We start from the raw sequence: 26,747 nt of genomic DNA on the forward strand, positions 1-26,747 counted from the left end.
GGCCCGCGCGCTGTCGCTCGTTCGTGTGGAGTTCGGGTCGGGCCGGCCGGGGTTCACCCACCACCTGGGAACGCTCCCAGCCCGCCCTGGGACCAGGCGCCCCCGGAGCCGCCCGCGACCCGGCCTAGCCGAGGATGGTGGCCACCAGCTCGTCGGCCAGCTCGGGCGACGCGGCGGCGATGCCCGACCACCGGCGGGTCAGGTCCAGGTCGAAGGTCAGCGGCCGGCCGTGCAGGTCCAGCAGCACACCGCCGGCCGCGGGCACCGTCACCAGGGCCGCGATCAGGTCCATCAGCCGGTGGGTGTCCGAGCCGGGGTCGGCGAACGCGTCCACGGCGCCCTCCGCGACCAGCATGGTCTCCAGGCACGTCGTGCACAGCACGCGGACCCGGTCGGCCTGGTTCGACACCCGCAGCCAGGCTTCCTCGGTGCCGCGCTTGGGGCGCAGCAGGCACACGTTCGCGCCCTTGAGCGCCTTGCGGCCGGTGGTGCGGAACGGCGTGGGCTCGCCCACCCTGGCGTGCCAGGCGCGGCCGGTGTCGAACCACACCGTCAGCGCCTCCACCGGCTGGTCGTCCACCACGAGGGCGCCCGCGAAGCACGACAGCGGCACGCCCGTGGCGGCGTTGGCGGACCCGTCCACCGGGTCGATCACCAGGGTGACGGCGGAGCCGTGGTCGAGGAACCCGGCCTCCTCGGACAGCAGGTTCGCGCCCGCGCCCCTCGCCGCCTCCGCGATGGCGTCCTCCACGATCGCGTCCACGCGCATGGTCGGCGTCCCGTCCGCGCCGTCGGCGATCTCCTCGCGCAGCTGCGCCCGGGTGAACTCCCCGCGGGCGCCGCCGTAGGCGCGGGCGGCGGCGCGGGCGGTCGCGGCGAGCGCCGGGTGGACGTCGGCGGGCAGGTCGGGCGCGGGGACGGGCCAGGTGTTCATGCCCTCAACATGCCACGGGAGGGCCACCCGCGGGTGGCCCTCCCGTGTGGCGCCGCTCCTAGATGAGGCCCAGGGCCTGCACCGCGTCGCGCTCCTCGACCAGCTCGGCCACGGAGGCGTCGATGCGGCCGCGGGAGAAGTCGTCGAGCTCCAGGCCCTGCACGATCGAGTACCTGCCGTCCTTCACCGTCACCGGGAAGGAGGAGATCAGGCCCTCCGGCACGCCGTAGGAGCCGTCGGACGGCACGGCCATCGACACCCAGTCACCCTCGGCGGTTCCGTTCACCCAGTCGTAGACGTGGTCGATCGCCGCGTTGGCCGCCGACGCCGCCGAGGACGCGCCGCGCGCCTCGATGATCGCCGCGCCGCGCTTGGCGACGGTCGGGATGAAGTCGTTCTCCAGCCACTGCTGGTCGTCCACCGCCTCGGCGGCGACCCTGCCGTTGACCTCGGCGCGGAACAGGTCGGGGTACTGGGTCGCCGAGTGGTTGCCCCAGATCGTCATCTTCTTGATCTCGGTCACCGACACGCCGAGCTTCTTGGCCAGCTGCGACAGGGCGCGGTTGTGGTCGAGGCGGGTCATCGCGGTGAACCGCTCGGCCGGCACGTCGGGCGCGTGGCGCTGGGCGATCAGGGCGTTGGTGTTGGCCGGGTTGCCGACCACCAGCACGCGCACGTCGTCCGCCGCGCCGGCGTTGATCGCCTCGCCCTGCGGCTTGAAGATGCCGCCGTTGGCCTCCAGCAGGTCGCCGCGCTCCATGCCCTTCGCGCGCGGGCGGGCGCCGACGAGCAGCGCCACGTTCACCCCGTCGAAGGCGGTCTTGGCGTCGTCGGTGATGTCGATGCCGGACAGCAGCGGGAACGCGCAGTCGTCCAGCTCCATCGCGGTGCCCTCGGCGGCCTTGACGGCCTGGGGGATCTCCAGCAGGCGCAGGCGCACCGGTACGTCGGCGCCCAGCAGCTGGCCGGAGGCGATGCGGAACAGCAGTGCGTAGCCGATCTGGCCGGCCGCACCGGTGACGGTCACGTTCACGGGCGTGCGGGTCATGAGCCTTCCCGGATGTCGTGGCTTGGAGTCCTCGGGCATGACCACTAGGCAGGCTGACCTGTCAGCGGCGGTCTCTACACCGGGACCGCGGCGCCGGGCGGGTTGCCCGGCAGGTCGGAGGTTACCAACTGGCGAACGATGACAAGGTGTGACAGTGGACATCATCGGCGAGGACTACTCGGACGCGGTCCTGTACGGGCAGCGGTGGGAGGGCCGGGCGTTCGTCCGGTGCGATTTCACCGAGGCGGACATGCGGGGCCTGGTGACCTCCGGCTGCACCTTCACCGAGTGCACGTTCGACCGCACCGACCTGGGCGAGTCGTCGCACCGGGCCTCGGCGTTCCGCTCGTGCCGGTTCCGGCGGACCGTGCTGGCGTCGGCGGCGTTCGCCTCGTGCACGTGGCTGGGCTCGGTGTTCATCGACTGCGGGCTGCGGCCGATCACCCTGGAGGAGACGGATCTCACCCTGGCCGGCCTGACCGGCGCCGTGCTGCGCGAGGTCTCGCTGCGCGGTCTGCGGCTGCGCGAGGCCAACCTGGAGGACGCCGACCTGCGCGAGGCGGACCTGCGCGACGCCGACCTGACCGGCGCGCGCCTGCGGAACTGCCGCCTGGAGGGCGCCGACCTGCGCGGGGCGCGCCTGGACGCCGACGGACTGGTCCAGGCTTCGCTGCGCGGTGCGCGGGTGGACGTGGACACGGCCCTGGCCTTCGCCGCCGCCCACGGCCTCCAGCTGACCTGACGCGAACGTTGAACTCACCCGTCCTGAACGTACGACACGGTGGTCCCGAACGTACGACTCGCGCGCGAGTCGAACACCCAGACCTCGCGAGTCGTACGTTCAGGCCGGGCGAGTCGTACGTTCGGGACCCCCGAGTTGAGCGTTCGGGTCAGTGGAGGGGGGCCTCCTGGTTGGCCACCTCGACCAGGACGCCGTCGGCCACCATCTCGTCGACCGTCTTGGGCAGGAGGTAGGCGGTGCCGCCGCCCGGCTGCTCGAACCACGGCACGGCCACGCCGGTCAGCACCTCGACCGGGCGGCGCAGCCGGTACACCCGGTACGGGCGGTTCACCCACGACGGCACGAGCGAGCGCTGCGGGAACGGGGTGCCGGCCACGTAGACCAGGTTGCCCGAACCGTCGCCGAAGCGGTCGACCTCGACGCCCGCGGGCAGCTCGACCATCTTCTTCTGCCGGAACAGGGTGAGCGGCGGTTCGCCGTTCATCGGGCTGATCGGCCACGAGCGCGTCGGCTTGGCCTCCGCCTGCGGGGCGGAGGGCTGGACCGGCGGCTCGACCGGCGGGCGCGGACCGGGTGGCCCGGGACGACGCGGCGGCTCCTCCCGGAACCCGTTGTTCATCGGCGGGCGCGGGCGCTGCTGGGGCGGCATCGGTGGCGGCGGGGGCAGCGGGTTCGGGCGCGGGGCGCGGCGGTGGGTGAGGACCAGCTTGCCGACCAGGTAGGCGGCGGCGTCCTCGACGCGGTCGAAGCGGACCGGGTTGGTGGGGCCGTGGTCGAACCACGACACCTCCCAGTGCTGGCCCTCGGTGCGCAGCAGCCACGTGCGGTCGGTGGGCTCGCCGCCGAACCGGTAGGCGGCCGGGGGCATGTCCAGCTCGTCCAGCGCGCGCCGGATGCCGGCGAGCTCCCGCTCCTCCTCCGGCGTGACCTGGCGGGGCTCGACCACCACCGGGGGCGGGGGCGGCGGGGTGGGCGCGGCCTCGCGGAACGGCTGGGGCTGGGCAGGGGCGGCCTCGGTGAAGCGGTCGGGCACCGGCACGGCGAACTGGTCCGACGCCTGCGCACCGAACTGGCCCGGCGCCTGCGCACCGAACTGATCCGGTGCCTGAGGACCGAACTGGTCCGGCGTCGGCACGGCGAACTGGTCCGACTTCGGCGTGGCGAACTGGTCCGACAGCTGGGCGGTGAACTGGTCCGGTGCCTGAGTGCTGAACTGGTCCGGGGCCTGAGTGCCGAACTGGTCCGACGTCTGAGTACCGAACTGGTCCGGGGCCTGCGCCGCGAAGCGGTCCGGCTCCTGCGCGGCGAACTGGTCCGGCTGGTCCCGGTCCGCGAACGGCGGCGCCTGCTCCATGAACCGGGTCGGCTCCTGCGCGGCGAAGCGGTCCGGCTCGTCGTCGAAGCGGTCCCGGCCCTGGTCGGCGAACCGGTCCGGCTCCTGCGCCGCCGCCGCGAAGTGGTCCCGGTCGGCGAACCGGTCGGGCTCCTCGGCGGCGAACCGGCCCGGGTCCTGGTCCGCGTGCGGAACGGGCGCGGCCTCGGCGAACCGGTCGGCGGGCTCCTCGGCGCGGTCCTCGAAGTCGTGCTGGTCGCGGTGGTCGTCCGGGCCCTCGGCGGGCGAGGCGCCCGGCGCGTCGAAGGGCTCGTCGTCGTCGGCGCGGCCCTGGTCGTACAGCTCCTGGTCGACCTCGAACTCGGCGGTCACCTCGTCGGGCGCCGGGGCGGGCACCTCGACGACCTGCTCGGGCTCCTCGCGTACGGGGTCCTCGGCCGGCACCGCCTCGACCTCGGCGGTCTCCTCGGTCGGCGCGGGCTCCGGCTCCTCCTCCGAGAACGGGCTCCACGCCTGCGTGTCACCGGCCTCCCGCTCGTACGCGGCGGGCGCGAACAGGTCCATGCCGTCCACGTAGGACTCGCGCCGGTACCGGTCGTCGATGACCGGGCCGTCCTCCTCGAACCGCACCCTGTACGGCGGGCCCTCCTGCTCGTACTCGCCCGACCCCGCCTCCGGCTTGCCGCCGGTCGGGTTCGCCGTCCCCCCGACGTCGCCCCGCCCGCCCGGCTCGTCCAGCAGCTCCGGCAGCGCCGCCGCCACCGTCGCGCCCACCTCCACCGGGGGTTCGGCGGCCGGGTCCGGCGGCTCGGCCACCGGTAGCGCGGTGCCCTGCGGCGCGGCCGGCGCGCCCAGGTTGGCCGCGGCGGCGACGCGCGCCTCCTCGGTCACCTCCGGCAGCACGAAGTCCTGCGCCTTGGCCCGCTCCACCAGCTCCGGCTCCGGCGGCACGCCGTAGGCCCGCAGGTAGTGGCCGACCGCCGCGGGCCAGATCCAGTGCCCGTCGGTCTGGAACGCCACCGGCACCACCTGCGGCGCGTCCGGGTTCAGCACGTCCGCGTCGAACCCGCGCCCCACCACCGCGACCGGCGCCCGGTCCAGGTAGCTCAGCAGCAGGTCGCGGTCCTCGTCCGCCACCGGCGGGCGGTTCACCGACGGCCGGCCGCCGGGACCCGCGCCGTCGAACACGCGGGCCGTGCGGAACGCGCGCGCCGGCGGCGCCTGCTGGAGCCTGCGGCGCAGCCAGTCGGGCACGTTGTCGTCCGTGCGCGGGAAGAACCGCATCTCGTCCACGTACGCCTGCGGCGGCGGCGCGGTCTGCCACGAGGGCTCGTTGCGGTCGAAGTCCAGGTTGTAGCTGGACGGGTGGTCGAGCTGGTAGCGGGCGTTGGACCAGCTACCGCGACCCTCCCGGTACATGCCCGCGCGCAGCCGCGCGAACAGGTTGCCCACCTCCTGGGGCGGGGACCACGCGCGCAGGTTGCCGTCGGTCGACCGGACCTCGGCGATCAACTCCGAGTACCGACCGGTGGCGCGGTACTCCGCCGTCACGTGGCGCCACTCCTCGGGAGCGGCCCGCATCAGCGTGAGGCCGATCTGCTTGACCAGCGCATCCTGCTCGGTCGGGTTCAGCGGCTTCAGCTCGGACACGTGCACCATCTTCCCCCGCGACCCACCGTGCTCGCACGGCACCCCGCTGGGCCGAACGGACCAATGACGTCTTCCCGCCCCGTCAGACCCTCGGCGGCGGCGGCTGGGTGGTGACCTCGGGCACCTCGACCAGGCTCCCGTCGGCCAGCAGGTCCGCCACCGACACCGCGAGGAAGTACCCCGTGCCGCCGCCGGCCTGACCGAACCACGGCACCGCGACGCCCACGAGCGCGGGCACGGGCTTCCGCACCCGGTACACGTGGTAGCGGCGGTTCAGCCAATCCGGTGGCAACGACCGGTTGCCGAACATGGTGCCCGCCGCGTAGACGAGGTTGCCGGACTCCGGGCCGAACCGGTCCAGCTCCGCGCCCACCGGCAGCACCACGGGCTCGCGGTCGCGGAACAACGACAGCGGCGGCTCGTCGGGCAGCGGCTGGATGTCCGGCACCGGCCGCACCGCCCCCGGTCCCGCGGCGGCCTGCCCGGCGGCCCGCGCCTGGTCCTGGTCCGGGCGCCACAGCAGCTCCGCGAGCAGCACCTTCGCCGCGTCCACGGCGTGCTCGTACACGCGCGGCCTGCCGCTCGGGCCGCGGCTGCCGTCCCAGAACTGCACCTGCCAGCCGGACCGGCCGGGCGCGGGCTCGATCACCAGCGCGTCCGGCTTCGGCTCGACGATGCCGTACTCCTGCTCGCCCACCCCGAAGTGGTCGAGCCGCGCCTTGAGCTGCTCCAACGCCCGCCGGTCGGCCTCGGAGACCTCCCGCGGCCGGTACTCGGGCAGCTCGGCGCCCGGCCGCTGCCCGGTGGCCACCGCGGTCGCGGCGCGCTCGGCCTCCGGGGAGACCTCCGGCACGACACCCCCGTTGTCGCGGACGTGCTGCACGAGCTGCGGCACCGGCGGCACGTGGTGGTGGCGCAGGTAGTAGGCCACCGCGCCGGGCCACACCCACGTGCCGTCGGTGTGGAAGGACAGCGGCACGGCGGGCGTGGCGTCCGGCCGGAACACGTCCGTGCCGTAGGACCGGGCGGCCAGCACGACCGGCGCGCCCTCCAGGTAGGCCAGCACGTCGTCCAGCTCCTGCGGGTGCACCGCCGGCCGGTCCTGGAACCGGCCCTCGGCGCCGTCGAACACCGGCGCGGCGAAGATCAGCCCCGGGTCGATCCGGGCGGCCCCCACCTGCTCCGGCGCGACCAGGCCCGCGCGTTCCCGCAACCACTCGGGCAGCGCGTCGTCGTCACGCGGGTAGGTCTCCAGCTCCTCCAGGTGGTGCTCACGGGAGGGCGGCCGGGTCCAGTCCGGCTCGTGGTCCCGGTCGAACTCCGCCGAGTAGGTGTCCGGGTGCACGAGGTGGAACCTCATCGAGAACCACGTGCCCCGCCCCGGCCGCGCCATGCCGTCGCGCAGCTGCACGAAGAACGGCAGCGCCTCCGCGGGCAGCTCCCACTCGAACGACGAGCCGTACAGGGTCAGCCCGGAGACCTCCGCCTCCAGGTGGCCGCCGACCATCCGGAAGTCCACCCACAGCTGCTCCCAGTCACCCGGGAGGCGCTGCACGAGCAGGGTGGTGACCGAGCCGAGGATCGCGTTCTGGTCCTCGACGTCCAGCTGGGGGGCGGTCATGCGTTCTGCTCCTCGGTGCTCGCCTCGACGAGCTTGGCGCGCAGCCAGTCGGGCGTGTAGGCGTCGTCGCGGGGGAAGACCCGCAGGTCCCGGGCGAAGTCGGCGGCCGGGACCGGCGGGTCGAACAGCGGGTCGTGGTCGAAGTTGTAGGTGATGTCGATCCGGGCCGGCGCGTTGACCACGCACCGGGCCGAGAACCACGTGCCCCGGCCCGGCTGGTGCAGCACCTGCCGCATCTCCTGGAACGCCGCGGCCAGGCCCTCCGGCGGGAACGCCTCGGGCGTGCTCCGGTCCGGCATGTACACCGTCATCGCCACGTCCTGCACGGCCACCGTCATCCGCACCAGCACGTCGATCCGCCGGAAACCACCCGGAGCAGCGTCCAGCAGCAGGCCGCCGATGTGCTGGAGCAGCTCGTCGTGGCGCTGCTCAGAAGTCGGCCGGCCAGAGGGCTGCGTTGTGCTCATTCGGGTAGCTCCTGACGTAGATCCCGGTCGTGCCGTCGTCGAGCGTCACGCGCCAGCGGGTCTGGTACGTGTGGGGGTGCCGCTGGAGCGGGTCCCGCAGTGCGAACGTGTCGATGATCTCGACCGTACCGCCGGCTTTGAGGAACGCCGCGCGGTCCCGCTCCATGCGGTGCCAGGTCTCCTCCGTGACGAACGCCGGGCGCTCGTTGCCCTGGTTCTGGTCGCGCTGCTGGCTCGACTGGTTGGCCGCCTCGCCGGGCCCGCCGGTCTCGTTGCCCTGGTGGTGGCCGCCGTCGGACAGCTTGCGGCCGTTCGAGTCCACCTCGCCGTGGGTGCCCACGTCGAGCTGCGCGGCGCTGTCGCGGCGGATCGCGCCGCCGGAGGACAGGTCCGGTCTGCCGGTCGTGGCGACCGTCTCGCCGTCGCCGTTGGTGCGGCCGCGCCACGAGTCGTCGTCGGCGACCAGCACCGCGTTGGGCAGCGGGTTGTTCAGGTCGGGGCTGAACGGCCGGAACGTGTGGACGTGCGAGGTCGCGCCGTCGTCGCCGGTCTGGAAGGTGCCGTAGCCCTGGCCCCTGTGGTCGTCCAGCACGAACCGGGTGTTCGGCGGCAGGTCGGCGCGGGCCGAGAAGGGGTCCCGGTTGTCGTACGGGCGCGACACGGCGTCGTGCTGCTGCCGCGTCCAGCCGCTGGTGTCACCGCCGACCACCGTCACCGAGTACTGCCACTCGCCGTTGACCTTGGTGCGCTCCACGGCGAGCCGGACCTCGCCGTTGGCCGGGGCGGGCCAGGTGGTGGTGGGCTGCTCGGCCTTGCCCAGGCCGTAGAAGCCGTCGGAGGTGATCTGCGCGTGCGCCGGGGCCTGGGTGATCTCGTTGTTCACCCGGCTGCGCTGGCCGGAGTGGGTGTCCTCGAACACGACGTGGCCGGACTCGTCGGTGAGGAACCGGCCGCGGTGCTGGCCGTGCTCGTCGGAGACGACGTACTCGGTGCTCGGGTCGTGCAGCTGGCCGGGCCGGCTGAACGGCTCGCCCTGCCTGAGGTCGGTGACCGGGGTCTGCCTGGTCGTGGTCGGCTCGGTGCGCTCGACGGCGGTCTGCGGGTGGCCGTCGGCGTTGGTGGTGAACTCCTGGTGCAGCGGGCCGCGGTCGACGTTGTAGTTCACGCCCCGGCCGGCGTCGGTGACCTCGGGGTTCCGGGTGTCGTCGGGCAGGTGGTCCGGCGCCTCGACCCACCGGGGCAGGCCCGTGGCGTCGGTCTGCACCGTGCCCCGGTAGACCCCGTCGGTGTCGTAGACCTCCAGGCGGGTGTCCGGCGGGAGGTCGGTGCGGGCGGTGAACGCCTCGCCCGGCTTCGGCGACAGCGGGTGGTTCGCGTCGACGACCTGGCGGCCGTTGGCGGGTTCGGGGATCGGCTCGATCGGCGTGGTGCGCTCGATCGGGACGACCCGGTCACCGATCCTGACGGTGTCCTGGGTGGTGGCCCGGGTGCCGTCCGGGTTGGCCACGAACACGTCGTGCCGGTGGCCGACCTCGACGCGGTAGTGGGCGTTCGGCGCGGGGTGCTTGACCTCGGGGTTGTCGCCGTGGCGGGTGTTGGGCGCGACGGCGTCCACGTAGACCCGGCCGTTCGCGTCCACGTGGATCGTGGTGCGCGGGGCGCCGTCCTCACCCAGGACGGTGATCCTGGTGTTCGGGGGCAGGTCCTGGCCGCTGCGGAAGTACGACTCGTCGTCGCGCAGGCGGACCTCGCGCTCGTGGGCGGTCTGCGGCGCCTCCCACGGCTGCTGGACCTGCGGCTCGATGTCCTGGCGGCCGCGGTGGGCCTGGTCGTCGGTCGCCAGGTCGCCCCTGGGCTCGTGGCCCGGCGGCATGCCGTGCTCACCGACCGGGGTGGAGGTGCCGTCGGGCTCGAACGCGTGCCAGCCGCCGTCCGGCGGGATCTTCGGGCCGCCGGTCTCGGTGGGCGAGCTGGCGTAGAGGTTGCCGTGCTGGTCGGACCAGGCGAGGGTGTCCGGCGCGATGACGCGCTGGCCGGTCTCGCGGGCGACGTGCGCGGCGAGGCTGTTCTCCCCGCCCGCGCCCGCGTCGCAGCCGACGAGCACGAGCGGCCGGCCCGCCAGGTCCGGGTGGTTGTTGATCAGCTCGACGAGTTCGGCGCGGGTGTAGTGCGTGTCGCCGACGCGGACGCCGTCGCCGTCGGTGTGGATGTCCAGCACCACGTGGTCGTCGCCGCGCGGGATGCGGTCGGACAGGTCGCGCAACCGGTCCTCGGTGTGCAGGGCGACGCCCGCCTCGGTGGCCTGGCTGTTGCGGATGGCCTGGTCGACGCGCTGGGAGACCTCACCCAGCGGGATCGGGCCCCGGTGGGCGACCGGGCCGAGGTCGGGGTTGGGCAGGACGCCCGGCGGGTCCGCGGGGGTGTGGCCGTCGAACGCGCCGTCCCGCGCGTCCGCGACCGTGGCGGTGTCGGGCCGCAGGACGGTCCCGTCGGCGCCGAACGTGCCGAAGTCGGGCGCGAGCACCCGCCCGTCCGCGGGTGGCACGTCCACCTCGTGCAGGAGGCCCAGGTCGATCAGGCGCTGGACGCTCATCTTGCCCGTGTTCGGGTCGACGAGGTCCGGGGTGGCGACCGGCTGGAGCTGGCGCGCGCCGCCGTCCTGGTCGAACGCCGGGGCGACGCGGGACAGCTCGACGGTGAGCGGGGCGTCCAGGACGTAGACGTGGTAGCCCTTGCCGAGGCTGTCCGGCATGATCGCGCGCTCGCCGAAGCCGTACGCCTGGCCGTCCGGGCGCAGCGGGGACAGGAAGTCGCCGCCGGGGTGGCCGAACCGGTCGAGCACGGTGCCCGCGGGGAGCTCGACGACCACGCGCGGGCCGTCCGCGCCCTGGTTGGCGGGCCAGGCGATGCTGCCGTCCGGGTTGGAGTGCGCCTGGACGAAGTCGGTGTGGTTCCCGTGGGGGCCGTAGGGCTGGTAGTCGGGTTCGACCAGGGCGGCGGCGCGCTGGTCGTAGGTGCCGACGGACTGGTCGTGGGGGCCCGTGCTGTCGTGGACCGAGTGGTAGGGGCCGTCGTGGGAGAAGCCGGGGACGACGCCTGCCGGTTGGCCCCAGGTGTTCTTGTGGGGGAACGGGTCGGTGGTGCCCGTACCGGGGTCGGTGGTCGTGCTCGGGTCGGCGGGCCACTCGTGGCTGGATGCCGGGGAGTGCTCGTCGCCGGGGGTGCCGGTGAGGTCGGCGGGCCCGTCGGGCGTGGTGCTGTCGGGGACCGGGCTGTCGGGTGCGGTGCTGTCGGGTGCGGTGCTGTCGGGTGCGGTGCTGTCGGGGGTCGGGCCGTCGGTCGGCGTGGACCCGTCCGGGGTCGGCGCGGGAGCCGGGGTGTCCCCACCCCGGGGTGCGGGACCGTCGGCACGCGGCGGAGCCGCCGGCGCGTCGGTGCCGCGGGAGGCGGGCGCGGGACCCTCCGTGCGCGGTGACGTGGTCGGCGCGTCGAACCGGGACGGGGCAGCGGGACCACCCGGTTGCGGACCGAAGCCACCGGGTTGAGGACCGAAACCACCCGGTTGGGGCGTGATCGGAGGCTGAGCGGTCGGCGGCTGGACCGGTCCGCGCTGCTCGGGCAGGGAGGCGGGTGCCACGTCCCGGAACGGCTGGACCGGTGCGCCGGTCAGCGAACTCGCGCTGACCGCGTCGGTCCCGCCGACGTCGTGGCTCGCGCCGGAGGTGGAATCGTCGAAGTACCCGGAGGACGGCGCGACAGGACCACGCCCGCCGCCACCGCCGCCACCCGCGGGAGCGCCACCGGGCGGCGGCATGAGCCCACCGGCGCCACCGGCCATCGGCGCGCCGGAGCCGGGTGCGGGCGCGGGAGCAGGTCCGCCGGTCGCGGGAGCCACGCCCCCGGCCGGGGGCGCTGCCGGAGCGACACCGGCGGTGGGAGTGGCACCGGGTACGGCGCCGGACACGGGGCCGGCGGTCGGCGCCGGACCGGCGGAGGGGACTCCCCCGGCAGGCGTTCCGGCACCGGGCACCCCGCCGGGCGTCGGTCCACCGGGCGTCGGACCACCCGGTACAGCCCCGCCAGGCACGGATCCGCCGGGCACAGCGCTTCCGGGCAGAGGGTTGCCGGGCACAGCGCTACCGGGCACAGCGCTACCGGGCACAGGGCCGCCCGCGCCTGGCGTCGAACCACCCGGAGTCGGGCCACCGGGCGTAGAACCGCCGGGAGTCGAGCCATTGGCGGTCGGACCACCCGGCGTTGAGCCGCTGGGCGTAGAACCGCCGGGAGTCGAGCCGTTCGCCGTCGAACCACCAGGCGTAGAACCGCTCAGGGCCGAGCCGTTCGCCGTCGATCCGCCAGGCATGGAGCTACCAGGCATGGAGCTACCAGGCGTAGAGCTACCAGGCGTAGAGCTACCAGGCGTAGAGCCGCCGGGAGCAGAGCTGCCGGGGTTCGAGCCGCCAGGCGTAGAGCTACCAGGCGTCGAGCCACCAGGCATGGAGCCACCGGGCATACCCCCACCAGGCGTCGTCCCGACAGGGGACGGCCCAGCGGGAGCAGGCCCAGCGGGAGCAGGCCCACCCAGCGCGGTCCCACCGGCAGCGGGACCACCGATCACCGGCCCACCAGGCCGCGCCCCGGGCGTACCACCCTGACCGGGCGTGAAAGCCGACCCACCGGGCACCGACCCACCGGCCGGCACCCCACCGGGCGTCCGACCGGCACCCCCGCCGGGAGCGGGCGCGACACCACCCGGCACCGCACCACCGGCGGGCGCCCCACCACCGAGCCGACTGCCGATGGAGGGAGTTCCACCCCCACCGGGCGAGGTCGGCGGCGAAGCCCCACCGGACCGCCCACCGGGCGCCCCGGTGAACGCCGAGGGCGAGGCCGGAGCACCACCACCGGGCGAGGAGTCCCCGATCGGGGGCGGCGCGCTGACCACCGGTCCGGGCGCGGGCGGCGCCGCCACCGAGGACGACGACGTCGTCCCGCCGGGCAACCGGTCCAGCCCGTCCCTGCTCACCGAGGGCCCACCGGGCGTCGCGGCCGGCGACCCGGGCGTCGGACCACCGGGCGTCGGACCACCCACGGAGGGCGGCGGAGGCACCGGACCCAGGTTCGGCGGCCCGCCGTCCGGCCCACCGGGGTTCACCCGCGGCGGCTCGACCGACAGTCCGTCCTTCGCCCCGCCGATCCCACCGGACACCGCACCGGCGGACGCGCCCATCAGCACGTCCCGCGCCGAGATGTCCTGCCCCAGCACGGCGGCCGTGCCGATCGTGGACACCATGCCCTCGACCGCACCGCGGCCGGCGCCGGCCGCGATCTGCCCGGGCAGCCCGCCGCCCTGGAGCTTCACGCCACCGGACAACCCGCCGACCAGGCCGGACACCACGCCCGAGACGGCCGCCTCGGTCGTCTTGCCCCAGTCCCACGACGTCCGGTCGCCGCGCGCCACCTGCACGAGCTGGATCGCCGCGTCGATGCCGACGGAGATCGCGACCTCGCGCAGGATCGCCAGGACCAGCTGCCGGAAGGTGAACTGCACGATCAGCCGGGTGGCCTGCTGCGCGATGGGGATGCCGGCGGTGGTCGCGCCGAACGTGCCGAACGCCGCGGCGATCAGCGCGGCGATCTCGATCGCCAGCGCGATCAGCGACGCGATGATCGACAGCTTGGTGTACTCCACCTCCAGCGCGGTGTTGTCGCAGCTCTCCGCCAGCTGGTCGCAGATCTTGGCCAGCTTCGGCAGGTAGGAGTCGTCGCCGTCGGCGAACTTCCTCCAGTACTCCTCGAACCGCTGGACCGCCTCGCCGGTCTGGCTGGCGAAGACGGTCGACGCGGCGCCGTTGCCGTCGTCGAGCACGCCCTTCACGCCCTGCGCGGCGGTTCGGTAGGCATCGGCCATGCGCCTCAGCGCATCCTCGTCGCCCTCCGGCCAGCTCTGCCCGACCACGATCGGGAAGAGCCAGGTGACCTCGCTCGGTATCTCGATGCCCACCGCAGTCCCCCTCAGTAGACCCGGGTGATCCCGGACGCGTTGCCCCGGTCGGAACCCTCGTAAGCGTCGGCGGACTGCCCCACGCCGGTGCCGATGTCGCCCAGGGCCTGCGCGAGCACCCCGAACGCCTCCAGCGTCGCCTGCGAGTTGGGCACGTACTTCTGCGCGAACGCCTGCCCGGACTCGTCACCACCCCAGCACTGCCCCTCGGCCCGCAGCGCCGAGTCCAGCGCCCTGAGCACGTCGTTCAGCGCATCACCCGCCCCACCGAACTGGGCGGCCCCGCGCCGCAGCCCGGGGACGTCGACGTCGTACCCGCTCACCAGCCACTCCTGTCCATGACGCTGTTGCCGTCGTCCTCGTCGGGGGCAGGCGCGGAGCGGCGTGGCGGCCCCGGGGTCTGCGGCACGACGGGCGGCTTGGGGATGAGGTCCGAGAGCGACGGCACGCCGGGCAGCATCTCGGACAGGTCGATGCTGGGGCCCGCCTGCGCGGGGGCCAGCACCTCGTTCAGCTCGGTCCGCGCCTTGGCGACGGCCTGCCGCACGGTCTCGGTCGCGAGCCGGGACAGCCGGGCGGGGGTGGTGCGGTCGAACGCGGAGGGCGAGAACTCCAGCTCGGTCAGCGCGCCCGCCGAGTCGACCGTGGCGCGCACCGAGCCGTCCTGGGACACCGCGGTCGCGGTGATGGCCATGGCCCGCTCCTGCGTCTCGCGCAGCTCGGAGGTCTTCTTGCGCAACTCGCCCAAGAGGGAGTCCACCTGCTCGCGCATGGCGGCGTTGCGCGCCTCCAGCTCAGCTCGTCGCCCGGTCGGATCGGTCACAGCTGTCCCCTCGTGTGCGCGTGCAGAGGTGCAGACGCTAACGGAGCCCTGCGGGTTCCACGGATATCCCGTCCGTGTTGTCGGTGCGAGGGGGCAGAGTGTGTCACCGTGTTGCGTCCGTACCGAGAACTCGCCGGGGTCCCGCACCTGCCGTGGCTGCTGCTGTGGTCGCTGGTGGGCCGGCTCCACCTCACCGCGACGCCGCTGGCGGTGTCCTTCCTGATAGCCGGGTGGACCGGTTCGTACACGCTGGCGGGGGTGGTCGGCGGCGCGATGACGCTCGGCGTCGGCGTCGCGGGGCCGCTGCGCGGACGTACGGCAGACCGAAGTCCGGCGGGCCGCCTGCTGCTCGTCACGGCCTCCGGTTACGGCGTGGGCGTCGCGCTGCTCGGCCTGCTGCCCGCGGTGCTGCCCGGCTCGGCGTGGCCCGCGGCCGCGGCGGTGGCGTTCCTGACCGGCCTGTTCAACCCGCCGGTGACGGCGATGACCCGGGCGGCCTTCCCGCGCCTGGCCACCGGCAGCGCGCGGCAGGCGGTGTTCACCGTCGAGGCGTCCATGCAGGAGGTCATGTACATCGTGGGGCCGTCGGTGGCCGCGGTCGTGGTGGCGGTGTGGAACCCGCGGGCGGCGCTGTGGCTGTGCGGCGCGTTCGCGGTGCTCGGCGCGCTCGGGTTCGGCGCGGCGGTGCGCCGGGCGGGCCTGGACGAGCCGGTGGCGCGGCAGGCGGGGCGGAGCGGTCGGACGTTGCTCGCGAACACCCCGCTGGTGCTGGCGCTGGCCAGCGCGTTGTGCATGGTCGCGTCGCTGGTGGCGATCGACCTGGTGATCATCGCCTGGGCCCGGGACCAGGGCTCGCCGGGGCTGGCAGGGGTGCTCGCCGCGGTGTGGGGCGTCGGGTCGGTGGCCGGTGGGCTGATCGCGGGCGGGCTGAGCGGGCGGGTCCGGTACGCGCGGCGGGTGCTGCTGCTGGCGCTAGGCGTGGCGCCCCTGGCGCTCGTGCTGCCGCCGGTGCTGGAGCCGTCGTCGGTGTGGCTGATCGGCCTGGTCCTGGGGGTCGGCGGGATGGCGATCGCGCCGGCCATCGCGGCGGGCAACGAGCGGATCAGCGACCTCGCGCCGGACGAGCGCAAGACCGAGGCGTTCGGTTGGATGACCACGTTCACCACCGCGGGCTCGGCGCTGGCGCTGCCGGTGGCGGGGACGCTGCTCGACCACTCCGGACCGGCCGCGGCGGCGGGCACGAGCGCCGCGGCGGCGCTGCTGGCCGCGGTGCTGGCGAGCCGGGTGCGGGAACGGAGGGCTGTTCCGGTTGGGTGAGCGGATTCGGCTGGTGGGCGCGCTGCTGGCGTTCGTCGGCGGGGCGTTCCTGGCCGTGCAGGGCCGGTTGAACGGCGAGCTGGGGCACGTGTTCGGGGACGGTTTCCTAGCCGCGCTGGTGTCGTTCGGGGGCGGGTTGGCGCTGCTGCTGCTGACCGTGCCGACGACGGCCGCCGGGCGCGCCGGGCTGGCCCGGCTGCGGGACGCGCTGCGCGACGGGCGCATCCGCTGGTGGCAGTGCGTCGGCGGGGCGGCCGGCGCGTTCTTCGTGTCCACGCAGGGGTTGACGGTCGCGGCGCTGGGCGTGGCCGTGTTCACCGTGGCCGCGGTCGCCGCCCAGGCGGTGAGCAGCCTCCTCGTGGACCGGGCGGGGCTGGGCCCGGCCGGTCGGGTGCCGCTGACGGTGCCGCGCGTGCTGGGCGCCGGGTTGGCCGTGGTGGCGGTCGCGGTCGCGGTGGCGGACGAGTTCGGCGACCCGGCGGCGCTGTGGCTGGCCCTGCTGCCCGCGGTGGCCGGGCTCGGCCTGGGCTGGCAGAGCGCGGTGAACGGGCTGGTCCGCGAGGCGGCGGGCAGCACGCGGGTGACCACGATGGTCAACTTCGGCACCGGCACCGCGGTGCTGCTGGTGGTGTGCGCGGTGGACGTCGCGGTGCACGGCCTGCCCGACGCCGCCCCCGGCGAGCCCTGGTTCTACGCGGGCGGCGCGCTGGGCATCTTCACCATCGCCTCGGCCGTGCTGGCGGTGCGGTGGCTGGGGGTGCTGCTGGTCGGGCTGTGCCAGGTGGCGGGTCAGCTCGTCGGCGCGCTGGTGGTGGACGTGGTCGCCCCGGCCGCGGGCGAGCGGCTGTCGACCTGGACCGTGGTCGGCACGGTGTTGACGCTGCTGGCGGTGGTGGTCGCCGCGCTGCCCGGCCGGCGGTGATGAGAGGATGAGGCACGTGACTGCGACGATCCTCAACGGCAGGGCCACCAGGGACGCGATCTTCGAGGACCTGCGCGCGCGGGTCGCCGCGCTGGGCGAGCGCGGCGTGTCGGTCGGGCTGGCCACCGTGCTGGTCGGCGACGACCCCGGCTCGCACTCGTACGTGCGCGGCAAGCACAAGGCGTGCGAGCGGGTCGGCATCACCTCGATCCGCCGCGACCTGCCCGCGGACACGACGCAGGAACAGCTCGAACAGGTCATCGACGAGCTCAACGCCGACCCGGCGTGCACCGCGTACATCGTGCAGCTGCCGCTGCCGAAGCACCTGGACGCGAACGCGGTCCTGGGGCGCATCGACCCGCGCAAGGACGGCGACGGCCTGCACCCGGTCAACCTGGGCAAGCTCGTGCTCGGCGACGAGGCGCCGCTGCCGGCCACGCCGCGCGGTGTGGTGGAGCTGCTGCGCCGCTACGACGTGCCGCTGGCGGGCGCGAACGTGACCGTGGTCGGTCGCGGCGTGACGGTCGGCCGGCCGATCGGCCTGCTGCTGACCCGCCGGTCCGAGAACGCCACCGTGACGCTGTGCCACACCGGCACCAAGGACCTGGCCGTCGAGGTGCGGCGGGCGGACGTCGTGGTCGCGGGCGCGGGCAGTCCGGGCCTGATCACGGCGGACATGGTCAAGCCGGGCGCGGCCGTGGTGGACGTCGGCATCACCCGCACCGACGCCGGTCTGGTGGGCGATGTTCACCCGGACGTGGCGGAGGTGGCCGGGTTCCTCGCGCCGATCCCGGGTGGCGCGGGCCCCATGACCATCGCGATGCTGCTGACCAACACGGTCGAGGCGGCCGAGCGCGACCTCGCGACGGCCGGGGACTAGGGCGGAAGCGGGGCGGGAGCGGTGGAGCTGTTGCCGGAGCAGCGCTGGCGGTCGGCGGCGGGTAGGCACCTGCCGTTCGCCCTGGTGCTGGGTGTGGCCGGGTTGGGGTTCCTGCGCATCGTGCAGTACCACTGGCGGCAGGGCGCGGTGCTGATCGGCGTCGCGCTGCTGGTCGCCGCGCTGCTGCGGGTGCTGGTGACCGACGAGCAGGCCGGTCTGATCGCCATCCGGGGGCGCAGCGTGGACGCGCTGCTGTACTCCGGGCTGGGTTTCGCGGTCATCGCGGTGGCGATGACGATCATCGGCGGACCACTGGACCGCTGACCGCACCCCCTCCCCCGGCTCACCGAGGACCGACGTCCCGCCGGGTCCAGCACCCGCGCCCGGCACCCGTACCCGTGCCTGCCACCCGTGCTCGGCGCCCACACCGGCACCCGCGCACAGCACCCGCGCTCGGTGCCCACACCCGGTACCAGCACCCTGAACCCGTGCTCGGCGCCCGCGTCCTGCACCCACGCCCATCACCCACGCCCGCCACCAGCGTCCGGCACCAGCGCCCCGGCACCAGCACCAGCGCCGTCACTCGCCGGTGCGCTCGACCAGCGCGGTGATCAACTCCGCCAACTGCTCCTCCGGGAGCACCTCCGGCAGGGTCAGGTGCTCCACCATCAGGCCGGTCATCGCCAGGTACAGCGACACCACCGTGGTCCGGTCCCCGGGCAGACCCGCGTCCAGGTGGAACTGGACGTCCCGCTCCAGGTTCGCGCTGATCGTCCTGGTCAGCGCGGCCTGGAGTTCCGGGCGCCTGGTCGCCTCCAACCTCAGCTCCAGCAGCGCCAGGTAACCGGTCCGGTCGACCTGGAGCCGCCCCAGCAACTCCTGGAGCAGGCGGACCACCAGGCTCTTGTCCGGCGGGGCCGCCATGGTCTCGGCCAGCTTGACCGCGTTCGGGGTCAGCCGGACGTGGATGTGCTCGCCGACCTGCCGCAGCAAGTCGTCGCGGTTGGCGAAGTAGTTCGACGCGGTGCCGTTGGGGACGCCCGCCTCGACGTCCACCGCCCGGAACGTCAACCCCCTCGCACCCTCGCGCGCCAACACCTCGATGGCCGCGTTGACCAGTGCCGTTCGCCTGGTCGGGTTACTCGACATGATCCTCCCTTGACAACCACTGCACCCAAAGTACTACATTCGGAGCACTACGACCAGAGTGGTCCCGCCACCTGGCCGAAGAAGACCGAAGGAGAAGGACACCATGCGAAACCTGACCTACTTCGTCGCCACCTCGCTCGACGGCTTCATCGCCGACCCGACCGGCGGCTTCGACGACTTCCTGTTCGAGGGCGACCACATGACCGCGCTCTTCGAGGAGTACCCCGACACGCTGCCCGCCCAAGGCCGGGAGGCACTGGGCATCGACGCGCCCAACAAGAACTTCGACACGGTCCTGATGGGCCGCGCCACCTACCAGGTGCCAGGGGGTCTACCGAGCCCATACCCACACCTGAGGCAGTACGTGGCGTCGAGCAGACTCGTCTCGACCCCGCCCGACGTAGAGGTGGTGGCGGACCCCTTGGCGAAGGTCCGCGAGCTGAAGTCGGAGTCGGGCCTGGGCATCTGGCTGTGCGGCGGCGGCAGGCTGGCCGCCACCCTGCTGCCGGAGATCGACGAGCTGGTGCTGAAAACCCACCCGATCGTGCTGGGCAAGGGCATCCCGCTGTTCGCCGGCGAGTTCCCCACCGCCCGCTTCACCAGGGCATCGACGAGGACCTTCGACACAGGCGTCGTGTTCACCACGTACACCAGGGAGGAGGCCGCCTGACCCGGTCACTCACCCCGGCCCGACGCGCGCCTCACGGGCTTCCCGGGACCCCGTGACCGCACGCACCCGCCACGCCGCCCTCCAACCAACCCACACGACAACCGCTCCAGCCCACGCCCAGGCAGGCTCCCAGCCACAGCCAAGCTTCGGCCCAGCCCACTCCCAGCCGCCACCGGGCTCCAGCCCAGCCCAGCTTCCAGCCGCCACCAACCTTCAGCCTCGACCCTGTCCGCCGGTCACAAACCATCAGCGGCCAACCACCAACCACCAACCACCCGCTACCGGCCACCATCGTCAGCCGTCAGCCGCCAGTCCTTATCCACCAACCACCAACCACTGATCACCGGCGACCAGCCACCACGTCCCCGGCCCACGGCCCTGCCCAATCACCGAAAGTCACGAGAACGGGAGGGAATGCGCAAATCCAGTTGCTGCAAGCGTTCGGCGCGAATGCTGATGACGCCTTCCGCCGACTCCACCACACCCCGGACGAGCAGCGCGGGGCTCGTCCGGGCGACGCGGCGGTAGCGGGCCCACAGGCCCGGCGTGCACACGACGTTGACCATGCCGGTCTCGTCCTCGATGTTGAGGAACGTGACACCGCCCGCGGTGCCCGGGCGCTGGCGGTGCGTCACGGCGCCGCCGATCAGCACCCTGGTGCCGTTCGGCACCTCGGTCAGGCCGGCGGTGGTCAGGGCGCCGAGCCCGGTCAGGTGGTCGCGCGCGAACTCGGTCGGGAAGCTGTCCGGGGACAGGCCCATCGCCCAGACGTCGGCGATGGCCAGTTCCACCTCGTCCATGCCGGGCAGGGGCGGGGCCTCGGTGCCGACCTCGGTGCCGGGCAGTCGGCCGGGGCGGATCTTCGCCACGGCTCCCGCCGCCCACAGGGCCGCTCGCCGGTCCAGGCCGAAGCACCCGAACGCGCCCGCGGTGGCCAGGGCCTCGACCTGGGCGGTGGTCAGGTGGACGCGGGCGCCGAAGTCCGCCATGTCCTGGAACGGGACCGCGCCCCGTTCCGCGACAACGGCTTCGGCGACCCTGCGGCCGATGGTCCGGACATCGGCGAGGCCGAGGCGCACCGCCTGCTCACCGTCCACCGGTTCGAGGGTGGCGTGCGGGAGGCTCGCGTTGACGTCGGGGCCGAGCACCCGCACGCCGTGGCGGCGGGCGTCGGCGACCAGTGATTGAGGGGAGTAGAAGCCCATGGGCTGAGCACGGAGCAGGGCCGCGCAGAAGGCGGCCGGGTGGTGGAGCTTGAACCAGGAGCCGACGAACACGAGGTGCGCGAAGCTGAGCGCGTGGCTCTCCGGGAAGCCGAAGTTGGCGAACGCCAACAGCTTCGCGTAGATCCGCTCGGCCGACTCCGCGCCGACGCCGTTGGCCCCGGCACCCCGGTAGAAGCGCTCGCGGAGGCGTTCCATGCGGTACGTGGAGCGCTTGGCGCCCATGGCGCGCCGCAGTTCGTCGGCCTCGGCTGGGCTGAAGTCGGCCACGTCGACGGCGATCTGCATCAGCTGTTCCTGGAACAGCGGCACGCCGAGGGTCTTCTTGAGCGCGCCCTCCAGCAGGGGGTGGTCGTAGTCCCAGTCCTCCTGCCCGTTGCGGCGGCGGATGTAGGGGTGCACCGACCCGCCCTGGATGGGGCCGGGGCGGATCAGGGCGACCTCCACCACCAGGTCGTAGAACTCCCTGGGCTTCAGGCGGGGCAGGGTGGCCATCTGGGCGCGGCTCTCCACCTGGAACACGCCGACGGAGTCGGCGCGCCGCAGCATCTCGTAGACGCGTTCGTCCCGCAGGTCCAGGGCGCCGATGTCCACCTCCACGCCCTCGTGCTCGCGCACCAGGTCGATGGCGTGGTGCAGGGCCGACAGCATCCCGAGGCCGAGCAGGTCGAACTTCACCAACCCGATGGAGGCGCAATCGTCCTTGTCCCACTGCAACACCGTGCGGTCGGCCTTCCGGCCCCGCTCGACCGGGCACACCTCGCTGACCGGCCGGTCGCAGATGACCATGCCGCCGGAGTGGATGCCCAGGTGGCGAGGGAAGCCCTCCAGCTGCGCGGCCAGCTCCAGCACCGGGGGCGGGATGCCGCCTTCCTCCACCGTGGACCGGAGCGGGCCCCGGCGGTCAATCTTCCTGCTCCACGCGTCCTGTCGGCCGGCCGAGTGGCCGAGTGCCCGCGCCACGTCGCGGATCGCCGACCGACCCCGGTAGGTGATGACGTTCGCGACCTGGGCGGCGTGCCGGCGGCCGTACCTGCGGTAGACGTACTGGATGGCCTCCTCGCGGCGGTCCGACTCGATGTCGAGGTCGATGTCGGGCGGTCCGTCGCGGGCGGAGGTCAGGAAGCGCTCGAAGAGGAGGTCGAAGCGGACGGCGTCGACGTTGGTGATGCCCAGCGCGTAGCAGACGGCGGAGTTCGCGGCCGAGCCCCGGCCCTGGCAGAGGATGCCGTTGCGGCGGCAGAAGTCGACGATGTCGTGCACGACGAGGAAGTAACCGGGGAAGCCCAGCTCCTCGATGATCCTCAGCTCGTGCTCGACCTGCCGGTACGCGCGGGGGTTCTCGCCGATCGACCGGTAGCGGCGGGCGGCGCCCGCGTAGGTCAGCTCGCGCAGGTAGCTGTTCTCGTCGTGACCGGCCGGCACGTCGAACGGCGGCAGGCGCGGGGCGATGAGCCGCAGGTCGAACTGGCACTGGAGGCCGAGCACGGCCGCGCGGTGCACCGCGCCGGGGAAGCGGGCGAACCGGCGGGCCATCTCCTCCCCCGACCGCAGGCACGCGGTGCGGCCGGGAGGCAGGCGGCCGGCCAGTTCGTCCAGGCTGCGCCGCGCCCGCACGGCCGCCACCGCCGCGGCCAGCCGGCCGCGCGCGGGCACGGCGTAGTGGACGGCGTTGGTGGCCACGGTCGGCAGCCCGAGATCGTGGGCCATCGCCCACAGCAGGTCGTTGCGCGGGCCGTCCTCGGGGTAGCCGTGGTCGGTCAGCTCGACGAACACCCGGTCCGCGCCGTACCGGTCGGCCAGGTCGCGCAGCCTCGCGAACGCCGCCTCCGGCCCTTCCCGCGCCAACGCCCGGCGCACCGCGCCCTTGCGACAGCCGGTGAGCACGACGCAGTGGTCGCGGGTGTCAGCGACGACCTGCTCCGGCTCGTAGACCGGCCGGCCCTTCTCGGCGCCGTCCGCGAGCTGGCCGGTGGTGATCGTGCGGCACAGCGCGTGGTAGCCGTCCTGGTCGGCGGCCAGGAGCAGCAGGTGCTCGCCCTCCGGGTCGGGCTGCCCGCTGCGCGGCGCGGACAGCCCGAGGCCCAGCTCGGTGCCGAACACCGTGCGCACGCCCAGTTCGGCCGCGGCCTCGGCGAAGCGCACCACCCCGTACACGCCGTCGTGGTCGGTCAGGGCCAGGCCGTCGAGGTCGAGCCGGTGCGCCACCTCCACCAGCTCCTCCGGGTGGCTCGCGCCGTCGAGGAAGCTGAAGTTGGAGTGGCAGTGCAGCTCGACGTAGGGCACGCGCGAACGGGTCGCGCCCAGCTCGTCGACCTTGACCGCGAAGTCGGGCGGCGCCTCGTAGCGCCCACGCCGGCGCGTCCACGCGGGGCCGTCACCGCCGTCCGGTGGTCGGGGTTCGCCGGACAACGCGCGTTCCAGCTCCGACCACCGGACCGGCGGGTTGTTCCACCCCATCAGACCAGGTCGTCCGGCGCCCGCCGGGGCAGGGGGACCAGCGGGAACACCGGCCCGGCCGACGACCGCCCGGACCTGGGCCACGGGACCGGGCGCAGCGGCACGCGCGGCGGCGTCCAGCCGAAGTTCGCCGGGTACGCCGGTCCGCCGCGCTGCTCGGGCACGTCGAAACCCGCCAGCCAGTCCGCCAGCCCCGGGTCCACCCGGCCGTCCGGCTCGGGAAAGTCAGCGCTCATCAGTCGTACACCCCTTCCACCGCCCACTTCCCGCCCGTGCGGATCAGCAGGAAAGCCAGTTCTTCACCGCCCGGCGCGGCGCCGAGCACCTGGAGCCGGGCCGCGCGCAACGCGGTCGCCTCGTCCCACCAGCGCTCGTCCACCGGCCACGGCCCCGACCACGCCACCACCTGCCGCGCCCGCCCGGCGTGCACGATCCGGTGGGGCTGGACCACCAGCTCGGCGTAGCCGGTGACCACGACGTCCGCGCCCGAGGAGTCCAGCAGCGCCACCGGCTCGGGCTCGGCGAACACCGTCGCCGGCGACGGCGCGGGCAGCCGCCCCGGCCACGGCTGGTCCGGGTCGGACGCGGGCGGGCGCTCGTCACCCCAGGGCACCAACCGCACCCGCTCACCAGGCCCGCGCCCACCGCCGAGCACCGGCGTGAGCACGGCACCGGGCCCGAGCAGGCCCTGGACGTGCACCATCGCGCGCGCCGCCCGTTCCGCCGCCTCACCCTGGTCACGTCCCGCGCCCGGCCACAGGCCGAGTTGCAGGGCGGTGGCGTCGACGACCTCCTCCGGGTCCAGCTGGAGCAGCCGGACACCGGAGGCGAACCGGTTGCGGGTCAGCCAGCCGTCGAGCTGCCAGCGGACCCGGTCCGCGATGCCGTGCGGGGTGAGCGGATCGGCGCAGCGCCACACCCGGCGCAGCTCCTCGCCGTCCTCGGTGGTCGCCCGGACACCGAGGCGCGTGCAGGCCAAACCGCGGTCGGCCAACCGGGTGTGCAGGCTCTCGGCGAGCCCCCTGGCCGCGAAAGCCGCCGTATCGACCCGGTCAACGGGCGGATCGAGCTCACAGCCCACCGACAACTCGGGCGGCGGCCGACGCCGCGACGGAGGCCGTTCCACCAGCCCGGCGGCCAACCGGTGCGCCGGCACGGCCCGACGACCGAAGCGGTTGGCGACATCGCGTTCGGGCACGGAGGCGAACGCGCCGAGCGTGCGCAGCCCGAGCCGGCGCAGCAGGTCCACCAGTTCCGCCCGGTCCTCGCGGTGCTCGGCGGGCTGGTCCAGTTCCTGGACGCCGAGCGGAGCGAGGAACTCCCGGCTCCCACCGGGCGGGACGACCACCCCGCGGTGCGCCGCGAGGGTCGCCGCGAACAACCCGTCGGCGAACCCGACCTGCGCCTCGACCCCGGCACGCACCGCCACGTGGTCGACAACGCACTCAGCGGCTCGCTCCGCGGAGCCGTGGTGACCAACGGGCCCCCGCGCCCCGACGACCACCAGCCCCGGCCGCACCACCTCGACACCGGGCGCCAACTCCTCCACCGCCTCCGCGACGGGTTCGAAGAAGCGGGCGTCACGCGCCTCGTCGTGGTCGAAGACGACCAGCTCGGGACACCGCCCCTGCGCCGCGCGCGTGCGCCACCCCCGCCGCACCCCAGCGGCCCGGGCAACCGCGGAACAGGCGACAACCTCACCCGACCGCACAACAGCGGCGGGCACGTGCGGCAGCAGGGCGGCTTCGGCGGAGGCAGCCACCACCGGCCAATCAGGACACCAGACGGCGAGCGTGTACAGCGGTTCACCCCTGACGGTTGATCCGGAGGAATGGAGAGGAGGAACGGATGAAGGGAGAAGGAGGAAGGAGGAGGGGAGAAGGAGGCGAGGAAGGAAAGAGAGTTCAGGCGGCGGACAGGGCCAGAACCGGCGGGAGTGGGTCAGGAGAGGTCGCGGCGGCGGCGAGGCCGGAGCTGAAGGCCGGGCGGCGGGTTGGTGTCAGGGCTAAACGGGGTCGGGTGGTCGCGTCGCCGGCTGCGCCGGGGTCGGTCACGCGGGAGCCGGGTGCGCGGGAGCCAGGTGTGATCGAGCCGGGTGCGCGGGAGCCAGGTGTGATCGAGCCGGGTACGCGGGAGCCAGGTGTGTCAAGGCGAGGTGCGCCAGAGCCAGACGTGCTGGAGCTGGGCGTGCCGGAGTTGACCGGGCCGAAGTCAGGCGAGGCGGAGTCGACCGGGCTGGAGCTGGCCAAGGCGGAGCTGGGCGCAGTGGAGCCAGGCGGGTGGGAAATGACCGGGGTCGAGCCGGCCGGGACAGAGCTGGCTGGAACGGAGCCGGTCCGGGCGGAGCCGACCGGGGCGGAAGGGGTTGAGGCGGAGCTGACCGGGGCGGAAGGGGCTGGCGCGGAGAGCGTTGAGGTGAAGAGCGTTGGGGCAGAGGAGGTTGGGGCAGAGGAGGTTGCGCCGGAGAGGAGTAGGCGGGTTTGCCTTGGTTTTGCGGCTGCGCCTCGGCCTGTTGTGCGCACGGTGGCGGTTCGGCTGGTCAGCACGCCGTGGCCTTGGGACAGGCCCGTCCACGGGTCCGGGGTGGCACTCAGCTCCACGTCCGCACCCGGCCACGGGGTGGCGAACGGCAGCAGGACCGCCTTGCGGTGCCTGGCTCTCGCCGAGAGCTTGCGGGCCGTGGCGTCGGTGACCGGGGTGGCCACCGAGACCAGGTCGAAGCCGTCCAGCAGGGCGGCCACCGTCTTCTCGACCTCGCTCCGGTCCCTGCCAGGGCGAGGGACCAGAGCGAGTCGGTGGACAGCCACCCCCAACTCGGCCGCCGCGAGTACCCCGCACCCCGGCAGGCCGACCACGGCCGCCCAGCACCCTTCTGCTGTCGCCGCGGCCACCAGCGTGAACAGCAACGATGTCGACTCTCGCACCGACACCGTGCTGCCACGCCGCAGGCCGCCCCACGGGAGGAGCTCTGCCAGTTCCCCGCGAACTGGCAGAGCTCGGGCCGGTGCCGCGGTCAGCTCGCTCGCCGCGCCTACCCCGAGCGCGGACAGCATCGCCGTTGCCGACCTGGACACCCGCCTCTCCTCCCACTGATCCGCGCGCACCCCTGTGCGCGGACCGCCGTGGGAAGTCCGGCGACCTGTCTGTCGAACATGTGTTCGAACGACGTGGTGATCATATCGCGGGGCGACCGCCTGGTGTCAATGCCCACGAACGAGTGGTTGGGGCACTTTCTCGCGCATCGGCCGCAGGACCACCCGCAACACCAGGGGAACAGCGCGAATTCAGCCCAGGGAGGGGAAGGAGGGAGGGGACGGGGAAGGGAAGGAGGGGAAGGGAAGGAGGGGGAGGGCGAGGGGTCGAGGAGGGAGGGAGGGGAAGGGAGGGGGAGCGCGGCTGGGGGAGCGCGGCTGGGGGCGGTGGGACGCCCCGACCTGTCGGGGAACCCTCGTGGGGCAAGGACAAGAGCAAGCGTGGCCTGCTGCGGGCGACGCGGCGCGGAAA

The 26,747-nt window shown here is 74.0% G+C and carries 19 protein-coding genes and 1 pseudogene; 7 read left to right on the top strand and 13 right to left on the bottom strand.

Annotated features, from left to right (window positions below):
* Nucleotides 1–124 precede the first annotated feature (124 nt).
* A complete protein-coding gene (locus ACFP3R_RS09840; protein ID WP_380634850.1) occupies nucleotides 125–934 on the bottom strand; it encodes an inositol monophosphatase family protein in 810 nt (269 codons plus the stop codon).
* Between the two features lie 58 nt (nucleotides 935–992).
* Nucleotides 993–1,982, bottom strand: coding sequence for a malate dehydrogenase (locus ACFP3R_RS09845; RefSeq protein WP_380634852.1), 990 nt, complete (start codon nucleotides 1,980–1,982; stop codon nucleotides 993–995).
* A 154-nt stretch (nucleotides 1,983–2,136) separates the two neighbouring features.
* Between ACFP3R_RS09845 and ACFP3R_RS09850 the strand changes: the two genes are divergently transcribed.
* On the top strand, nucleotides 2,137–2,724 hold the full coding sequence (locus ACFP3R_RS09850; RefSeq protein ID WP_380634854.1) for a pentapeptide repeat-containing protein: 588 nt from the start codon (nucleotides 2,137–2,139) through the stop codon (nucleotides 2,722–2,724).
* Nucleotides 2,725–2,872: 148 nt separating this feature from the next.
* Here ACFP3R_RS09850 and ACFP3R_RS09855 read toward each other — a convergent pair whose 3' ends face one another.
* From ACFP3R_RS09855 to ACFP3R_RS09870, 4 genes are all read right to left on the bottom strand, one after another.
* Nucleotides 2,873–5,707: a glycohydrolase toxin TNT-related protein gene (locus ACFP3R_RS09855; protein WP_380634856.1), complete on the bottom strand. Its 2,835-nt coding sequence runs from the start codon at nucleotides 5,705–5,707 to the stop codon at nucleotides 2,873–2,875.
* Between the two features lie 82 nt (nucleotides 5,708–5,789).
* Nucleotides 5,790–7,328, bottom strand: coding sequence for a TNT domain-containing protein (locus ACFP3R_RS09860; protein ID WP_380634858.1), 1,539 nt, complete (start codon nucleotides 7,326–7,328; stop codon nucleotides 5,790–5,792).
* On the bottom strand, nucleotides 7,325–7,795 hold the full coding sequence (locus ACFP3R_RS09865; protein ID WP_380634860.1) for a hypothetical protein: 471 nt from the start codon (nucleotides 7,793–7,795) through the stop codon (nucleotides 7,325–7,327). Before ACFP3R_RS09865 ends, ACFP3R_RS09860 begins: the two co-directional genes overlap by 4 nt.
* Nucleotides 7,758–10,664 (bottom strand): TNT domain-containing protein, encoded by a 2,907-nt coding sequence (locus ACFP3R_RS09870; RefSeq protein ID WP_380634862.1) that lies wholly within the window; start codon nucleotides 10,662–10,664, stop codon nucleotides 7,758–7,760. The genes ACFP3R_RS09865 and ACFP3R_RS09870 overlap by 38 nt, the downstream gene beginning before the upstream one ends.
* A gap of 385 nt (nucleotides 10,665–11,049) precedes the next feature.
* On the opposite strand from ACFP3R_RS09870, the gene ACFP3R_RS09875 reads away from it, so the two are divergent.
* Nucleotides 11,050–11,340: a hypothetical protein gene (locus ACFP3R_RS09875; protein WP_380634981.1), complete on the top strand. Its 291-nt coding sequence runs from the start codon at nucleotides 11,050–11,052 to the stop codon at nucleotides 11,338–11,340.
* Between the two features lie 2,069 nt (nucleotides 11,341–13,409).
* Here ACFP3R_RS09875 and ACFP3R_RS37880 read toward each other — a convergent pair.
* From ACFP3R_RS37880 to ACFP3R_RS09890, 3 genes and pseudogenes are all read right to left on the bottom strand, one after another.
* Nucleotides 13,410–13,799: pseudogene (locus ACFP3R_RS37880) on the bottom strand (WXG100 family type VII secretion target); the annotation flags it as partial.
* Nucleotides 13,800–13,810: 11 nt separating this feature from the next.
* The gene (locus ACFP3R_RS09885) at nucleotides 13,811–14,122 is read right to left on the bottom strand and encodes a WXG100 family type VII secretion target (protein ID WP_380634866.1); all 312 of its coding nucleotides are present in this window, start codon (nucleotides 14,120–14,122) and stop codon (nucleotides 13,811–13,813) included.
* Entirely contained in the window at nucleotides 14,119–14,622 is a 504-nt protein-coding gene (locus ACFP3R_RS09890; RefSeq protein WP_380634867.1) for a YbaB/EbfC family nucleoid-associated protein, read from the bottom strand. The genes ACFP3R_RS09885 and ACFP3R_RS09890 overlap by 4 nt, the downstream gene beginning before the upstream one ends.
* A gap of 108 nt (nucleotides 14,623–14,730) precedes the next feature.
* Here ACFP3R_RS09890 and ACFP3R_RS09895 point away from each other — a divergent pair, with 108 nt between their 5' ends.
* The 4 genes from ACFP3R_RS09895 to ACFP3R_RS09910 are packed head-to-tail and all read left to right on the top strand — an operon-like array spanning nucleotide 14,731 to nucleotide 18,065.
* Nucleotides 14,731–15,939: an MFS transporter gene (locus ACFP3R_RS09895; protein ID WP_380634869.1), complete on the top strand. Its 1,209-nt coding sequence runs from the start codon at nucleotides 14,731–14,733 to the stop codon at nucleotides 15,937–15,939.
* Nucleotides 15,932–16,861, top strand: a complete 930-nt coding sequence (locus tag ACFP3R_RS09900; protein ID WP_380634871.1) for a DMT family transporter — start codon at nucleotides 15,932–15,934, stop codon at nucleotides 16,859–16,861. The genes ACFP3R_RS09895 and ACFP3R_RS09900 overlap by 8 nt, the downstream gene beginning before the upstream one ends.
* 16 nt (nucleotides 16,862–16,877) lie before the next feature.
* A complete protein-coding gene (locus tag ACFP3R_RS09905; protein WP_380634872.1) occupies nucleotides 16,878–17,741 on the top strand; it encodes a bifunctional methylenetetrahydrofolate dehydrogenase/methenyltetrahydrofolate cyclohydrolase in 864 nt (287 codons plus the stop codon).
* A 30-nt stretch (nucleotides 17,742–17,771) separates the two neighbouring features.
* Nucleotides 17,772–18,065 carry a DUF3017 domain-containing protein gene (locus tag ACFP3R_RS09910; RefSeq protein WP_380634983.1) on the top strand — a complete coding sequence of 98 codons (294 nt, stop codon included), beginning with the start codon at nucleotides 17,772–17,774 and terminating at the stop codon, nucleotides 18,063–18,065.
* Nucleotides 18,066–18,320: 255 nt separating this feature from the next.
* Here ACFP3R_RS09910 and ACFP3R_RS09915 read toward each other — a convergent pair whose 3' ends face one another.
* Nucleotides 18,321–18,890 carry a TetR/AcrR family transcriptional regulator gene (locus ACFP3R_RS09915; RefSeq protein WP_380634874.1) on the bottom strand — a complete coding sequence of 190 codons (570 nt, stop codon included), beginning with the start codon at nucleotides 18,888–18,890 and terminating at the stop codon, nucleotides 18,321–18,323.
* Between the two features lie 103 nt (nucleotides 18,891–18,993).
* Between ACFP3R_RS09915 and ACFP3R_RS09920 the strand changes: the two genes are divergently transcribed.
* Nucleotides 18,994–19,560, top strand: coding sequence for a dihydrofolate reductase family protein (locus tag ACFP3R_RS09920; protein WP_380634876.1), 567 nt, complete (start codon nucleotides 18,994–18,996; stop codon nucleotides 19,558–19,560).
* 386 nt (nucleotides 19,561–19,946) lie between these two features.
* On the opposite strand, the gene ACFP3R_RS09925 is transcribed toward ACFP3R_RS09920, so the two are convergent.
* Genes ACFP3R_RS09925 through ACFP3R_RS09935 form a run of 3 tightly spaced genes read right to left on the bottom strand, consistent with a single transcriptional unit; the run spans nucleotide 19,947 to nucleotide 25,008 of the window.
* Nucleotides 19,947–23,243, bottom strand: coding sequence for an error-prone DNA polymerase (locus tag ACFP3R_RS09925; RefSeq protein ID WP_380634878.1), 3,297 nt, complete (start codon nucleotides 23,241–23,243; stop codon nucleotides 19,947–19,949).
* A complete protein-coding gene (locus tag ACFP3R_RS09930) occupies nucleotides 23,243–23,479 on the bottom strand; it encodes a hypothetical protein (RefSeq protein WP_380634880.1) in 237 nt (78 codons plus the stop codon). Before ACFP3R_RS09930 ends, ACFP3R_RS09925 begins: the two co-directional genes overlap by 1 nt.
* Entirely contained in the window at nucleotides 23,479–25,008 is a 1,530-nt protein-coding gene (locus tag ACFP3R_RS09935) for a DNA polymerase Y family protein (protein ID WP_380634882.1), read from the bottom strand. Before ACFP3R_RS09935 ends, ACFP3R_RS09930 begins: the two co-directional genes overlap by 1 nt.
* Between the last annotated feature and the right edge of the window lie 1,739 nt (nucleotides 25,009–26,747).

It is taken from the genome of Saccharothrix lopnurensis, assembly GCF_042658445.1.
GTDB classification, from domain to species: Bacteria; Actinomycetota; Actinomycetes; order Mycobacteriales; family Pseudonocardiaceae; genus Actinosynnema; species Actinosynnema lopnurensis.

Coding starts and splice junctions, on each gene's coding strand:
- ACFP3R_RS09840 (WP_380634850.1), bottom strand. CDS start 934: ATGAACACCTGGCCCGTCCCCGCGCCCGACCTGCCCGCCGACGTCCAC.
- ACFP3R_RS09845 (WP_380634852.1), bottom strand. CDS start 1,982: ATGACCCGCACGCCCGTGAACGTGACCGTCACCGGTGCGGCCGGCCAG.
- ACFP3R_RS09860 (WP_380634858.1), bottom strand. CDS start 7,328: ATGACCGCCCCCCAGCTGGACGTCGAGGACCAGAACGCGATCCTCGGC.
- ACFP3R_RS09865 (WP_380634860.1), bottom strand. CDS start 7,795: ATGAGCACAACGCAGCCCTCTGGCCGGCCGACTTCTGAGCAGCGCCAC.
- ACFP3R_RS09915 (WP_380634874.1), bottom strand. CDS start 18,890: ATGTCGAGTAACCCGACCAGGCGAACGGCACTGGTCAACGCGGCCATC.
- ACFP3R_RS09920 (WP_380634876.1), top strand. CDS start 18,994: ATGCGAAACCTGACCTACTTCGTCGCCACCTCGCTCGACGGCTTCATC.
- ACFP3R_RS09925 (WP_380634878.1), bottom strand. CDS start 23,243: ATGGGGTGGAACAACCCGCCGGTCCGGTGGTCGGAGCTGGAACGCGCG.
- ACFP3R_RS09930 (WP_380634880.1), bottom strand. CDS start 23,479: ATGAGCGCTGACTTTCCCGAGCCGGACGGCCGGGTGGACCCGGGGCTG.